At 43.4% G+C, this 14,892-nt stretch carries 11 protein-coding genes; 6 read left to right on the top strand and 5 right to left on the bottom strand.

Features of this window, described 5'->3' with window-relative positions; genetic code table 11:
- Positions 1 to 15: 15 nt before the first annotated feature.
- Both AELLOGFF_RS08205 and AELLOGFF_RS08200 read left to right on the top strand, forming a co-directional pair.
- Positions 16 to 1,305: a glycosyltransferase gene (locus AELLOGFF_RS08205; protein WP_159268297.1), complete on the top strand. Its 1,290-nt coding sequence runs from the start codon at positions 16 to 18 to the stop codon at positions 1,303 to 1,305.
- On the top strand, positions 1,277 to 2,044 hold the full coding sequence (locus AELLOGFF_RS08200) for a 4'-phosphopantetheinyl transferase family protein (RefSeq protein WP_159268296.1): 768 nt from the start codon (positions 1,277 to 1,279) through the stop codon (positions 2,042 to 2,044). The genes AELLOGFF_RS08205 and AELLOGFF_RS08200 overlap by 29 nt, the downstream gene beginning before the upstream one ends.
- A gap of 20 nt (positions 2,045 to 2,064) precedes the next feature.
- On the opposite strand, the gene modA is transcribed toward AELLOGFF_RS08200, so the two are convergent.
- The 4 genes from modA to AELLOGFF_RS08180 form a co-directional block, all read right to left on the bottom strand.
- The gene (gene modA / locus AELLOGFF_RS08195) at positions 2,065 to 2,820 is read right to left on the bottom strand and encodes a molybdate ABC transporter substrate-binding protein (RefSeq protein WP_159269327.1); all 756 of its coding nucleotides are present in this window, start codon (positions 2,818 to 2,820) and stop codon (positions 2,065 to 2,067) included.
- A 45-nt stretch (positions 2,821 to 2,865) separates the two neighbouring features.
- A complete protein-coding gene (locus AELLOGFF_RS08190) occupies positions 2,866 to 5,130 on the bottom strand; it encodes a penicillin acylase family protein (protein ID WP_159268295.1) in 2,265 nt (754 codons plus the stop codon).
- Positions 5,131 to 5,244: 114 nt separating this feature from the next.
- Positions 5,245 to 6,255, bottom strand: coding sequence for an alpha/beta fold hydrolase (locus AELLOGFF_RS08185; RefSeq protein ID WP_200842622.1), 1,011 nt, complete (start codon positions 6,253 to 6,255; stop codon positions 5,245 to 5,247).
- Between the two features lie 74 nt (positions 6,256 to 6,329).
- A complete protein-coding gene (locus AELLOGFF_RS08180) occupies positions 6,330 to 7,229 on the bottom strand; it encodes an MBL fold metallo-hydrolase (protein ID WP_159268294.1) in 900 nt (299 codons plus the stop codon).
- Positions 7,230 to 7,395: 166 nt separating this feature from the next.
- On the opposite strand from AELLOGFF_RS08180, the gene AELLOGFF_RS08175 reads away from it, so the two are divergent.
- The 4 genes from AELLOGFF_RS08175 to AELLOGFF_RS08160 all read left to right on the top strand — a co-directional run bounded on the left by AELLOGFF_RS08175 (position 7,396) and on the right by AELLOGFF_RS08160 (position 13,380).
- Positions 7,396 to 9,828, top strand: a complete 2,433-nt coding sequence (locus AELLOGFF_RS08175; RefSeq protein ID WP_159268293.1) for a heavy metal translocating P-type ATPase — start codon at positions 7,396 to 7,398, stop codon at positions 9,826 to 9,828.
- A 69-nt stretch (positions 9,829 to 9,897) separates the two neighbouring features.
- Positions 9,898 to 10,314, top strand: a complete 417-nt coding sequence (cueR, locus tag AELLOGFF_RS08170) for a Cu(I)-responsive transcriptional regulator (RefSeq protein ID WP_159268292.1) — start codon at positions 9,898 to 9,900, stop codon at positions 10,312 to 10,314.
- Positions 10,315 to 10,810: 496 nt separating this feature from the next.
- Positions 10,811 to 12,673: a copper resistance system multicopper oxidase gene (locus tag AELLOGFF_RS08165; RefSeq protein WP_159268291.1), complete on the top strand. Its 1,863-nt coding sequence runs from the start codon at positions 10,811 to 10,813 to the stop codon at positions 12,671 to 12,673.
- Complete coding sequence (locus tag AELLOGFF_RS08160) at positions 12,670 to 13,380, top strand: copper resistance protein B (RefSeq protein WP_159268290.1); 711 nt, start codon at positions 12,670 to 12,672, stop codon at positions 13,378 to 13,380. The genes AELLOGFF_RS08165 and AELLOGFF_RS08160 overlap by 4 nt, the downstream gene beginning before the upstream one ends.
- A gap of 25 nt (positions 13,381 to 13,405) precedes the next feature.
- On the opposite strand, the gene AELLOGFF_RS08155 is transcribed toward AELLOGFF_RS08160, so the two are convergent.
- The gene (locus AELLOGFF_RS08155) at positions 13,406 to 14,836 is read right to left on the bottom strand and encodes an HDOD domain-containing protein (protein WP_159268289.1); all 1,431 of its coding nucleotides are present in this window, start codon (positions 14,834 to 14,836) and stop codon (positions 13,406 to 13,408) included.
- Positions 14,837 to 14,892: the final 56 nt, after the last annotated feature.

Here is a 14,892-nt window from a genome sequence, read left to right as displayed (position 1 = left end):
TGAATACAGGCTTAAATGAATATTACTATTTTTAGTATTGGCACCCAGGGTGATGTTCGTCCATTTATCGCCTTAGGGCTTGGTTTACAAGCGAAGGGCCATAAGGTTTGTATTGCTAGCGGTAAAACATGCGAGACATTAGTTAAAAGTCAGGGGCTTAGCTATGCGCCTCTCACCGCCGACTTTCTTGAAGTCATGGCAAAGGACCCGCGAGCTATTCAACGTGGTCTTAATCCATTGGCGTTAATGACAACGGCGCGTCGCCACCTTAAAGACATGTCTCAACATTGGGCGACAGAAGGTCTAGCAGCTGCAGAGGGCGCAGACCTTTTATTAGGCAATGGCATGATGGCTGTTTTAGCGAACTCTTTGGGCGAAGCGCTCAATATTCCCGCTGTAGAAACACATTTACAACCGGTGACGCCCTGCCCTGATATACCGCCCATGATGTTAACCCCGCCTGAAAAGCCTAGAAATGGTTTTATCAATGAAATGCTCTATCACCTATTAAGAGCAGTGACTTGGCGCATGTTGAGTGCTGCCTACAGTCCAGTAAGGTCTGAATTAAAACTAAGCACATTGCCTTGGTATGGACCTTATTACCGACAAAAAAAACAAGACCGTCGTATTCTGTACGGGTATAGCCCTGCTTTATTACCGCCTTCATTGACTTGGCCTATTGGTGTACAAGTTTGTGGGAATTGGTATTTAGAAGGGGAATCACAATGGTGTCCTTCCGATGAGTTAGTTCAATTTCTTGCTAACGGTGAGAAGCCTATCTATATCGGTTTTGGCAGTATGCTGAGTGATGATACAGACAATTTAAGTGCCATAATTTACGATGCGCTAGCACTCTCTGGTCGCCGCGCTATCATCGCTACCGGTTGGGGTGGGCTGACATCACAGGCAAACAACAATCCAAATGTTTTAGTTATTGATGCCGCGCCACATGACTGGTTATTCCCAAGAGTTGCTTTAGCAGTTCATCACGGCGGCGCAGGAACAACGGCTGCCACTATTAAAGCGGGAATTCCATCTGTGGTTGTCCCCTTCTTTGGCGATCAACCTTTTTGGGCATGGCGTCTTCAAAAAAATGGTGTAGCACCAAAAATGTTAAAACGAGCGGAATTAACAGCACCTCAATTAGCCAAAGCCATTGAAGATGCAAGCCAAGAAAGCATGCGTATCAATGCCGATAAACTTGCACAAAAAGTGGCTGAAGAAAATGGCGTGGATACGGCGATTTCCCTGTTAGAGCAATGGGGTCTACTCAAACATGATTCGCCCTCAACTGCAGCAGCATAGAGCCAGAAAAGTGTCTGCCCTATTGCAGTATGAGTCTGGTTTTATTGCGAAGAGTTCTTTAATTCACCTTCCGCAATTTGACGGTATTTGTAGTCACTGTGATTTTGATACCAAGCAATATAGTGATTCACTTTTTGACGCTTATAACATTGATTTTCCACCCTTATTACAAAGAGCAACTGACGTTCGTAAAGCGGATTTTTTGGCTGGGCGAATAACCGCCCAGCATGCATTTCACGCCTTGGGCTTACCCAAAGCACCCGTCCCTGTTGGAAATCACCGCAGTCCTGTCTGGCCTAACACGGTGTTTGGATCAATAAGTCACCATAAAGGCAGCGCCTATTGTTTGTTAATGCACCGACCTGCAGCAGCCTATGGCAGTGCGGGAATTGGTATTGACGCTGAATCTATTATTGATGCTGCAGATGTACATTCACTATCGGCAAGTATTGCTCGCCCAGCTGAATTAGATTTAGTCGCGCTTAATTTTGACAAGGAAGCATTGGCATTAACCGTTATCTTTTCGGCCAAAGAGTCTGTATTTAAAGTGCTCTACCCAGCGGTTGCCAGGTATTTTGATTTTTTAGATGTTGATGTTTGCGCTATCGATATAAATCATAATGCGCTTAGCCTTCGCTTGCTGCGTGATCTTTCGCCACAATTTTTAAAAGGTCACATTATAACGGTCCATTGGCAGCTATCAGCGCAGACGGTGCTTAGCTGGGTTGGTCCGAGTTAACAGTTACCAATCTTAGATTATTAGTTAACCCTATAAGAATATGAACTAATTATTTTCTTTGCCTTAACTGAGCTCAAAAAAGTCATAAATTCAATTGCGGCCTTATTTTTTCCGGCTCTTTTTAGCAAAATGGCATCTTGTTTTATTGTTCGATGGAGTTCCGGAGGAACTAGCCACGCCGACCCACTTTCTAGCTGACCGTTGGTCATTATTTGTGATAAGGCAATAAATCCTATGTCGGCATTTCCGGTGCTGACATATTGGTAAGTTTGGGCGATATTTTCTCCCATTACCCATGATGATCGGGTGCTGTCTTCTAAGTTGAAATGACGTAATACATCCACAGCCGCCAGACCATACGGCGCTAATCTAGGGTTGGCAATAGCGAGCTTGTTAAACGTTCTGGATAGCAATATCTCATTGCCTGTATTGAGAAGTGTTTCATCTTTTGACCAAAGAGCTAAGGCACCAATAGCATAGGTTAAGCGACTTTCTGGAAGCGCTAAACCACTGTCAATAAGTACCGTGGGTTTATCTTGATCAGCGGAAAGAAAAACATCAAAGGGTGCACCGTGACGAATTTGGGCAACGAATTTTCCTGATGAACCGTAGGATACGTTTAGTTGGTGGCCAGATATATTTTCAAACTCACGAGTAAGCTCCGTCATTGCTGCAGTAAAATTTGATGCAACGGCTATGGTTAATGGCGCGGCTGCAAGCTGACCAGTAAACAACAAGGCATATATGCACAGTGAAATTTTCCACAACTGATTCATAACAATTTTTCGCTGCCCCACTTCATGTCTTTTAACGCGATTTACCTAGGGTGAAATAATGGTGGAGTATTGATAGCTGCTTTTCACTTCGCTTACATCCAAGGGAATTTGAATCATCTCATTGTTATTCCAAATCTCTATTTGATCAGTATAGGCGGCTGACCCAAGCGCACCATCTTGCCCACCAAGCATGGCAAACCAATTTGCATCTTGATCTCCTAGATCAAAAAAGTACCGTGCGGTTGAACTCATACCAACATAATGTTTTTTAATTGCGAAACCATGGGCAGATTTCATTAAGGTTTCATTTGCACCGGCAATGGCAGTTTCACTAAAACGCCAGCGTTTGCCAATAATGGGTAGCGCCGCCAAGGGGTGTTGTATCCGTAATCGATGCATATTACCCCAGCATTGATACTTGTTTAATGCTGAATCACATTTGGGTAGTGCTGCGGAAAGAGCCAGCGTTAATCGTGTGGCTGGAACGTATTGTAAGTCTGCCATGAGCAAGCTTCGAGGATCCCAGTTTACGGTTAAAACGTCGATATCGTTTTTGCCATGCAAAGCTAGGGCAAAATGATAAAGCAATACTTCAAATACCAAGGCGCCAGCACTTTCAATTGTATACTTACCATCCCACCCGGATAAGGTTTGATAGGTGACGCTATCTTTTTCCTCTATTAATGGTAATAGCTTGTCTCGCAGCTTTATTCCGGTATCGCTTTGAACATCGGTCATCAGAGCTTTAAGAAAACTCTCATCTACAGATGGGGCTTCACTTAAGCGTGTTTTTAAGCGCTCTACCCTATCATTGGGTGAGAAAAAGCAGCTTATTAATACTTCTCCAGCTTCCTCGGGTTTATTATTTGCAGACGCAACAAAGCCCTCTGCTGGATTGTATCGCGTAGGTAAGTTCTGAGTATCAAGCATCTGTGACCAAGATGCGTGCTCTTCAATATTAAGAACAACATCAATAGGACGCTCTATTGGGCGGCTGGGTAATCGTGCCGCCATAACTTGGGCAATGTTACCTGCTTTATCAGCATAAACCATATTCTGCCCTGCAACGGCAAAGTCCTTTAATGCTAATTGAAAGTCGCTAAAATTATGAGATCTTGCCACACCAAGCATGGCTGTTATTTCATCACTGACTTGATGCCCTACCCATCTGAATGCAAGTGCAGGTGAAGCTGCTTGTGAATCATTATTGCTAAACATCGGCGCGTCAGTTAAGAGCGGACCGAATTCCGAATCATGCAAAACCACGGTTTTGTTTTTACCCCACCGAGTTTTAATGATTTCCGTCCGGCGTTTAAAGTTTTCTGGTGCTTGAGTAGAAACATCAAAGAGATCGCTAGATGCTGCGTGCATAGACGTACCGCCCCAAGCAATTTCAGGGCTACGGCCAACCATAACAGCCGGTAAACCAGGCAACATATACCCAACCGTTTTTAATGTAGGGCAATGTAAGCCGCCCAGTATCCAGAAATTGGGCAACACCATAGGAAGATGCGGGTCGCCACTGAGTAAAGCGTGGCCATGTGAGGATTTAGCACTGTTTATGGCTACCGCATTGGAACCACCCGGCTTACCAAAAAGACCACTTAACCATTCTAGTGGGTCGTTCTCAGTGATCTTCTCATTAGTTGTTAGTGGTGGTGGCCCACCGCCGAATTTCATTAGGTGCCGCCATAATGTCAGCCAATCATTGCGCTTGCGCAAAGGTAAAAGCTTGGGCCATAAGCCCCAGGTAAAATCAGCACAATTTAACCGTGCCAGTGTCATGATGTCTTCAACTGACCACGGTGTAGGACAAACATTGAGTATTTGGAATTCGGCTGGCCACAGTGATTTATCATCTGCCATATTGGCAATAACATAGTTGATTCCCGCTGTGTAAGCTTCCATCCATTGTTGCGTTTGCTCTGGCATTGCGGAGAAATTTTCTTTACTCACCTTGCCAAGATCAAGCACCCGCAAGGTGTGATCAATATCATTAGCTATAGGACCTAATAGTTCAGATACACGGCCTTGACTAACGTATTTAAGAAATTCGATCTGGCCTAATCTTAGATGTGCATGGCTAATGCCTAATCCCACTGCAAGGTCTTTTTCATTATTAGCTTGAATAAATGGAATTAAATTGTCGTTCCAGTTTATGGTGATTTCAGCTTTTAAGGGGGCGTCCCGCAATGGCAGCGCATCAATTCGCTGTTGAACTGAGAAACTGTTACGAGGCGTAAGTATATGACCAACGATGATTCGCCCCAGTAACGCAATAATACCTGGTACAGCAGTGATCCGAGGCATTCAAAATATCCTATGTTTCAGTATGAATCCCTTTACTCTACCAGAGCATGTCTATCGATAAAGTAAGTCCTAGTCGAAATGTGATCTACTGCCGTATATGGTACGACGGAAGGTTTATTTGTCTATCCCTTGTTGGAAAGCCTTCATAAATACGTCGTAATCTTCAAAATGTGGCATGTGTCCAAGGCCCTCTAATTCAATAAGTTTGGCACCTTTTATTAGGTTTCGAGCATTTTTACCCAGTTGTTCGTAATTACCAAGTGATCTTTCCACCCCTTTCTTTAGCCATGCTCGGCCTGGTCCTGTTTTATCTCGCGTACCAATAATGAGAAAGGTTGGACTTTTTATTTGAGAAAACCGACCAACAATGTTTTCAGAAAAAATGGGGCCATAGGTTAAGGCGTTATTCCAGGCAACAATATTCCAATCATCACCGGCGAGCATGCCCTTTAATGGGATTAATAATTCCTCATACTTGCTAGACCATTTGCCATCATAGTAATTACTCTTTTGATAGTTAATTGCTTTGTCTAAGGTTGTTGCTAACTCTCTTTGGTAAAAGAAATTGGTGTCTTTAAACTCGACATACTCGCTGTAATCTTCAAGGCCTATCGGGTTTATTAAAATAAGTTTATTGACAATGTTACTGTAATTAGCGGCAAAAGTGACGGCGAGCATACCACCCATTGAATGCCCTACAATATCCGCATTAGAAATATTTAAATGCTCTAATAAACGCTTAGTGTTTAATGCAAGCTGGCTAAAACTATATTGGTATGAGCTTGGCTTAGAGGATTTTCCAAATCCGATTTGGTCGGGAATAATAACGCGATAGTTTTGTTTGATCAGATCAAGCGCCAAGGTTTTCCAGTAGAACCCAGCGAAGTTTTTACCGTGTAATAACACGATAACTTTATCGGCATTTTCGTGCCCAACATCCATATAGCGCATATTTAAAACTTGATTCTGCGAATTGAATGTTAGTGTCTCAACCTCGAAGGGGTAGCTGAAACCATTTAACTCTTTGTCATATTTGATGACGTCATTAGCAATACTCTGGGCGGGTATTATTAATGCCGTAATGAGTAGCAGTAAATACGACCCTATTTTCAGTGCGTATTTCATTATTTACCTCAATATGATGGAATTATTTGGTGCTTGGTGTTTTGCAGCGTAATTTAGTCTGGCTTAACCATCCTTTAGTTCACCCAGTTCGGGAAATACTCAAGGCTATCGTGAACCGATTGGTCATGGGCTGGAACAATGACAAGTCTCGGCAGTTGACTTTGACTGCCAACAACTTGGGCAAGGGACTCGGCAGCACGTTGTGCATCATGGTCTACAATCATACGGGCGGCCCAAAACTTGGGCGCCTGTGTGGCAAGTGCATTAGCATTCCAAATTAAATCGCCAATAAAAAAGTAGCGCCCTCCAGTTCGGGTGGTCAGAAATAAGCCAACTGAACCCGGAGAATGGCCTGGTAGTGGCACAAGCACTGCGCTTTTATCGCCGAATAAGTCCAAACTACTATCAAAATTCTCATAGGCTTCTGAGTCAAACTCTATTGGGTGCCATTGAATGGTGTCTGGACTAAGTTGTGAATGGAGTACAGCGGGAGCTGTCGAATTGGCAATAAATTGCTGTTCTGCTTGGGGCAGCCAGATTTCTGCATTGGGGAAATCCACCACACCACTGGCATGATCCCAATGTGAGTGCGATAAAATTATTCGTTCAGGCGGTGTTACGCCCTCTTTCTGAAGCTGATCGATTGCTGGGTTTACATTGTTATACGTCAAGAATGGTTTTGCCCAAAAAGGCATATCCGACCGGTATTGGGTGTCTATCTGACGCCCAAGGCCGGTATCAAACAAGAGACTACCCTGCGGGTGCTCAATTATTACCGCTATATGATTTAAGGTTGTTTTCTTAAAAAAACTCCCACCGGCATAGGTCATACCTTCCAATACGTCCGCCTCTGCGGTTTTTAATATACTAAACCTAAGCCCTGTGGCTATAGGCTCCGCCGTAGTGGGTTCAGAGGTAACTGCGTATGCCGATGCAGAAACCAGCGTTATGCAAAGCAAAAGAGCGTGAAGCATGAATTTTTTCCGTAGTCTGTAAGGTGTTTGGGACTGTTATTTTTAAGAAGTATCTGCAAGCACTGTAGCAATAGTAGCTAAAGACATAAAGCGTAAGAACTTGACCTTCCTATGATTGGAGGCTTTAGTCTTTAAACATCATTACTATGGTTGCTTTGGAAGCCTTATGCCCACACAGACATCACCTCACCACAGTATTACGCTGCACATAGGTGGAATGAACTGCGCTTCGTGTGCTGGTCGTATAGAAAAATCATTAAATAGCTTGAGTGCTGTAAGTATGGCTCAAGTTAACCTTGCTACTAATACGGTATTTATTAGTCACTATGAGAATGTCAATATTAATTCGCTATGTGATGCGGTGGAACATTCTGGGTACACCGTGGAGACAGAAGTTATTACCCTCTCAATTAGCGGTATTAGCTGTGGCTCTTGCGTGGGACGTATAGAAAATGCACTAAACGCTATTTCGGGCGTTTTAAAAACGGATGTTAATTTAGCTACTGGCTTAGCGAATATTCATGTTGTTAAAAATCTTGTACCCATGGCCGCGATGATAGAAGCGATAAGCATTGCTGGTTATAAAGCGGTACCTATCGAGGAAAAGACGTCCAATAACCAATCCGCCGCGGGAGCTAGTGATAATTCACAAATTTTAAGCAGGCAAACCTATCTTCTTATTGCCTCCACCTTATTATCAGCACCCCTATTGTTTGGCATGATATTGAGCGCATTTGGTATCGATATTATGCCGCCTCCATGGCTTCAATTTTTGCTGGCAACGCCAGTTCAGTTTTATATTGGCGCGCGTTTTTATCGTTCGGCCTGGCTGGCACTTAAAGCTAGAGCGGGGAATATGGACTTGCTGGTTAGCATCGGAACTAGTGCTAGCTATGGCCTAAGTGTTTACAACTTGGTTACGCAGTTGCTCCTTGGTCATAATGCCGAGATGGTGCACTATTATTTTGAAACGTCAGCCTTGGTAATTACTTTGGTATTATTGGGCAAGTGGTTAGAGGAGCGGGCCAAACATCAGACCGCCGCGGCAATACATGCACTGCAAGCCCTGAGGCCAAATTCCGCAAGAATCCGCATTCAAAATAATGATCGCGTCGTTGATATTAGTGATATAAAAATTGCTGACATTGTTGTTGTTAAACCGGGTGAAAAAATTCCCGTGGACGGTATTGTTGTTGATGGTGAAGGATATATAGATGAATCTATGATTACCGGTGAGAATATGCCTGTGCTTAAACACATAGGCGATAAGGTTGTTGGTGGCGTTATTAACATCGATGCCCTTTTACTCATCAAAACAAGTGCTGTTGGAATCGAAACCACGCTTGCCAAAATCATTAGATTGGTTGAAAACGCGCAAGCTGCGAAAGCGCCGATACAGCGTTTAGTAGATAAAGTCAGTATGGTTTTTGTACCCTTGGTTGTAACCATTGCTATTGCCACCTCGATGAGCTGGTTTTTATACAATGGCGATCTACAAGGTGCAATTATCAATGCTGTTGCCGTGATGGTAATCGCCTGCCCCTGTGCCTTAGGTTTAGCCACCCCTACTGCTATTATGACGGGGACGGGTGTAGCGGCAAAGCACGGCATTTTGATAAAAGATGCTCATGCCTTAGAAGCAGCGCATGGCATCACCACGGTCGTATTTGATAAAACCGGTACGCTTACCACGGGTAAACCACACCTTTATGATTACATTGCCTGTGATGGCAATAACAAAGCGCTGCTCAAGTTGGCAGCTACCCTGCAGCAGGGGAGTAACCATCCGCTAGCAACTGCTGTTATTAATGAGGCGGGGCAGCAAGAAATTGTACTTAAATCAGCACATAACTCAAAAAATTTAGCAGGTCGCGGTGTATCTGCAACGGTTGAAGAACGTCAGCTACTGCTCGGTAATAGTCGACTCATGCAGGACTGTGGTATTTCTATTAGTGAGCTGGAACAAAATGCGATCAGCCTAGAAAAGTTAGGTAAAACGGTGTCTTGGCTGGCTGAGTCTGCACCTAATGCAAGGTTAATTGGTTTACTCGCCTTTGATGATGAAATTAAAAAAACGGCGGGAAATGCCATTCAGAGACTAAAAAATGCCGGTATAGAAATTGTGATGATCACCGGTGACAATGACGGTAGTGCTTATTCTGTAGCCAATGCCTTAGGTATTGATCACTATATCGCCAATAGTTTACCCATGGATAAAACCGAACAAATTAATGCTTTGCGGGGGCAAAATGTGACAATTGCCATGGTTGGCGATGGTATTAATGATGCACCAGCTCTTGCTGCCGCAGACGTCAGTATTGCAATGGCATCAGGCAGTGATATAGCAATGAATACTGCAGGCATTACGTTGATGCGTGGTGATCCTACGCTTGTTGCCAATTCAATCGATATTTCAAAACGGACATTCAATAAAATTCGACAGAATCTATTTTGGGCTTTTATTTACAATATTGTAGGTATTCCACTAGCAGTATTCGGTTATTTGAATCCAATTATTGCCGGTGCCGCTATGGCATTGAGCAGTGTAAGTGTTATCTGCAACGCATTACTTTTACGACGCTGGAAGCCCAAAGAATAATGCTTACGCTGTTCTAGCTACAGAAAATAACAGTCGCTATGAATGAGTTGTTATAAATTTGGAGGTAATATGAATATTGGTGAAGCGGCAAAAGCGAGTGGCATATCTGTAAAGATGATTCGTCACTACGAGTCATTGGGCCTAATCAAAGCGGCCGTCCGTACAGAAGCGGGCTATCGTCAATTCTCGGAAAACGATATTCACAGCCTTTGTTTTATAAAAAGTGCACGATCCCTCGGTTTTTCACTGGCTCAAATTGAGCAGCTACTCTCATTGTGGGGTGACCGAGACCGTGCAAGTGCAGATGTTAAAGCATTGGCTTTGACACATATTGAGGAGCTAAATGCTAAAATACATGAACTCACCGCTATGCGTGATTTACTCTCGGAGTTAGCATCAAGCTGCCATGGTGATAATCGTGCAGACTGCCCTATTTTAACCGGTTTAGAGAATAATACCGGCCGCAAAGAATTAGCGTCAAAATGACACACAAACTGATTAAATCAATCGTATATTGCGTTTTACTGGCTCTTATCAGTAATTTCGCTTTTGCGGAGATTGATTTCTTGCCCAAGCGTGATTCGCCACCACACGATGTACTTGAACAACATCATATTGATAAACATTCAGCTAATTTGAAGAATAATTGTCAGGCTAATGACCGTCATCTTAATGGAGACTCCACAATGACGTTCTGCGATAGCAAGGATTGCTGTCAAAGTCATTGCATGGGAGTGGGCTTATTATTGGCATCGTCCTCTGCCGTAATATATACCCAAATTCAACTTCTGCCCCAAGGTAGTACCCCGTTTATATTAAGTCTTATAGCAACTCCATTCCGCCCTCCTATTTTGAGCTAACACGGGATAAATCCGTCTAGTATTTTGATGTATCACCATGTTTTTCGTGGTAACTCAATCGCAATTCAACTTTTCGTTAATAACTATGCTAATTAGCTTAGTAAAGTTATTTGGATGTTTATATGAAAATCAAATCAAATTTAGCCACCGTCTTTGACGATAAAATAACGCGCCGTCATTTTGTGCAAGGTGCAGTTAGTGCGGGTGCATTTTTAACAATAGGTGGCAGCCCGCTTAGTTTTGCTCAAACAAAATCAGCAGCTTCAAAACAACCAGAGGTTCTTAGCGGCAATCATTTTGAGTTAACTATTGGCTACGCATCTGTAAACTTTACGGGACAACAAGCTATTGCGACCACCGTTAATGGCAGTGTACCTGGCCCTATTTTGCGCTGGAAAGAAGGCGAAACTGTTTCTGTGCGGGTATATAACCACCTACATCATGATAGCTCTATACATTGGCACGGGCTAATTTTACCTAGCGGGATGGATGGTGTACCAGGTTTAAGTTTTGATGGTATTAAACCCGGTGAGTATTTCGATTATACATTTCTAGTAAAGCAAAATGGCAGCTATTGGTATCACAGCCATTCAGGGTTTCAAGAACAAACTGGTGTATATGGCGCAATTATTATTGAGCCGGCAAATCCTGATCCAGTGAGTTATGACCGCGACTATGTAATACAACTTTCGGACTGGTCAGATAAAAGTCCAGAGAAAATATTCAAAACGTTAAAAAAACGTAGCGATTATTATAATTTTAATCAGCGCACGGCAAGTGATATATGGCGAGATATTAAAGAGAAAGGTGTTGCTAACAGTTGGGCTGAACGGCGGATGTGGAACAACATGCGTATGAGTCAATCCGATATCTCTGATGTAACCGCTTATGCTTATACCTATTTAATGAATGGTAATACACCGGAGCAAGGTTGGAATGGTGTATTTAAGCGTGGTGAAAAAATACGCCTAAGATTCATAAATAGTGCTGCGATGACTATTTTTGACGTGCGAATTCCGGGTTTGACGATGATAGTCGTCGCGGCTGATGGCCAAAATATTGAACCCATTAGTGTTGATGAATTTCGCATTGGTGTAGCTGAAACCTATGATGTCATCGTGACACCGAGTGATGACAGTGCCTACTGTGTTTTTGCTCAAAGTATAGATCGTGGTGGCTTTTGCCAAGGTACATTGAGCCCCAACCCTGAATGGCAAGCTGAAATTCCAAAGATGGACCCTGCCCCGCTACTAAGCCACCGAGATATGGGCATGGCAAACCATCTACCCTCTTCGTCAAATGCTTCATCAGCTTTAGAAAATATCGACCACAGCGGCCATGATATGCCGGCCATGAACCGCACTCATACCAAGCATCAACATCATGAAAATCATCTTGGAGGAAGCTTAATCGCCCCTGCAGGTATGGGTAGCCGCGATGAAATTATTCATAGCAATACTGAGCGAGGGCCTCATGTCGATATGCGCGCAGTATCTCCTGCAGATGGCATTCATGATCCGGGCATAGGTTTGCGTAAACATATGTCGCGCTATGGGCGTCGAGTATTGCGATATTCTGATTTAAAAAATTTATACAAAACAACTGACCTTCGTGACCCAGAGCGTGAAATTCAACTTCATCTAACTGGGAATATGGCACGCTATATGTGGTCAATTAATGGCCAATCCTTTGCCGATGCAGAACCACTCATATTTAAATATGGCGAACGCATTCGAGTCGTGTTGGTGAATGATTCAATGATGACGCACCCGATTCATCTTCATGGGGTATGGAGTGAGCTTGAAACTGGTGATCCTTTATTTATTCCCAAAAAACATACAATTCTCGTTCAACCAGGTTCAAAAATTAGTTATTTAGTTACCGCTGATGCGCTAGGACGCTGGGCCTATCACTGCCACCTTCTCTACCATATGCCCAGCATGATGCGAGAAGTTCACATCATAGATGGTGGGTTATCCTCATGAAGACAAAACTAACACAGTATATTGGTTTTATTGGGCTAATTTCAGCTTCACACACGGTCTTCAGCCATCCTGATGCAGATCCACTTGTTAGCTTACTAACACTAGATCAGCTGGAGCGACAAAATGAGGATGAAAATAATAGTACTAACTGGAAGGCATCTGCATGGGTTGGTAAAGATTTACACAAGTTGTGGTTTAAAACGGAGGGTGAGTTACATCGTGGCAATATTGAAAATAGTGAGTTTCAGCTCACGCTCAGTCGCGCTGTAAGCCCATTTTGGGATATCCATGCTGGTTGGCGAAGCGATGATAAACCTACTAAAAATCGTCATTGGTTTGCGGTTGGACTACAGGGTTTAGCGCCGTATTTTTTTGACACCTCGTTAACGTTTTATATTGGCAAAGATGGCGAGACAGCTTTTCGAGTGGATACAGAGTACGACTTACTTATCACTCAAAAGCTAATACTATCGCCATCATTAGAGCTAAACCTATATGGCCGTAATGATAGCGAAAGCCGAACAGGAAGCGGTTTATCAAACCTAGAAGCCGGCCTCAGATTACGTTATGAAATACGACGAGAATTTGCTCCCTATATTGGCGTTAATTATGACAAGAAAATAGGTAAAACCGCCGAGTATCGACAGAACGACGGTTTAAAAAATGAGGCGCTAAGTTGGGTATTTGGCATTACGTGTTGGTACTGATAGCGACTTATTTTAGCAAGAAAACTTAGTTGTCAGCTAAATTTGAATACGCTTCATTGAGCCACTCGTCTGACGTCGTTAATGCTGATGAGTGGTCGTGAGTAGCCACACCACAGGCAACATCGGCTATTATTGTGCCTTTTTTATGGTGTACCTCGAACTCCACAACGGCCTTTGAGAGTCGTTGCGAAACGGTGTTCGCATCGACGGGCATCGCATCGTGAAGCAAAATTAAAAACTGATTATCACTGTATCTAAACACCATATCGCCAGCGCGTAGCATCCCTTTTAGGAGTTTGGACACTTCAGTAAGGTAACTAACGACGTCCTTGCCTAGGCGCTTATGGATCATCGCCATATTACGTATATCAACAAATATGAGGCTTAAAACACGCCCAGAACGGTTTGCTAATGCAAATGCGTCGGGCAGGTAATGTTTGATAAACTCTCGGGAAAAAGCTCCTGACTCTGGATCAAATCGGGATTCATTGTCGACCTTATTGCTTTCACCATCTTTGTTTCGGTTGCGAGTAAGTTTTTGTAGGTTTAATTCTGCCAGGGTTTCATTGGCTTTTTCTAATAGCTCAGATTGGCTGCTACTTTCTGTTAGTTTCACATCGAATAAGGCTTCCATTTCGGGGATTTTGTCACGCAAATAGACGATTAAACCATCTACTTTATCAGCACTAAGGCTCAGGATTCTCTGCGCTTGTAGATACAATTGTTTACGTGCATCCGCTGACTCACCTAAAATTATATAGTCTGCCGCCACCCCTGAAACACATACACAACGGATAAATTGGTCCCCAACGGTTTGTGATAATCTACCTGGGCGGTGACTGTTCGCAATGGCCTGGGTTGTTCTGTCTGCAAGCTCCCAGTGCTTGCAAAGCCACGCCCCAGATTCTGCATGATCACCACCAAGTCGCTCAATTTCGTACTCTCTAACACGTTGATGAAATACTTGGTCACTGCGTAGCTCAGTATAAAAATCGGGCTTTATTCGGTCTATGGCAATCATGCCAATATCTTGAAGTAGCCCAGCTATAAATAATTCTTCTAATCCGCGCTCGCCTATTATTTGACCTAATTTTTTTGCTGCCGCTGCGGCTAAAAATGATCGCCGCCAAAACAAAGGGTAATGTAATCCAGACTGGGTTTGCTCTTTGAGTGACGATGACAATGAAAAGCTAAGAGCGAGGTTGACCGTGGTATCCAAACCTAACAACACAACCGCTCGCCGCAGGTTCTCAATTTTATGCTCGCTGCCATACATGGGTGAATTTGCAAACTGAAGTGTTTTGGCTGCGAGTGCAGGATCACTGGAAATGAGTGATGCCAAGTTGGGAATATCAACATCACCGCATCGAGCAAGATCAACGATCTTGCCAACTACCTTTGGAATAGAGGGTAAGCGAGCGGTGTTATCGATGAATGGACTTAAGTCGATAGCCACAGCTATTTCACTAGGCCCAAAAGATCAGAGCTATTTCTTGAGAGCATGATAAATAC

The organism is Zhongshania aliphaticivorans (assembly GCF_902705875.1).
GTDB lineage: Bacteria > Pseudomonadota > Gammaproteobacteria > Pseudomonadales > Spongiibacteraceae > Spongiibacter > Spongiibacter aliphaticivorans_A.
This window is presented reverse-complemented; position numbering and strand designations above follow the sequence as displayed.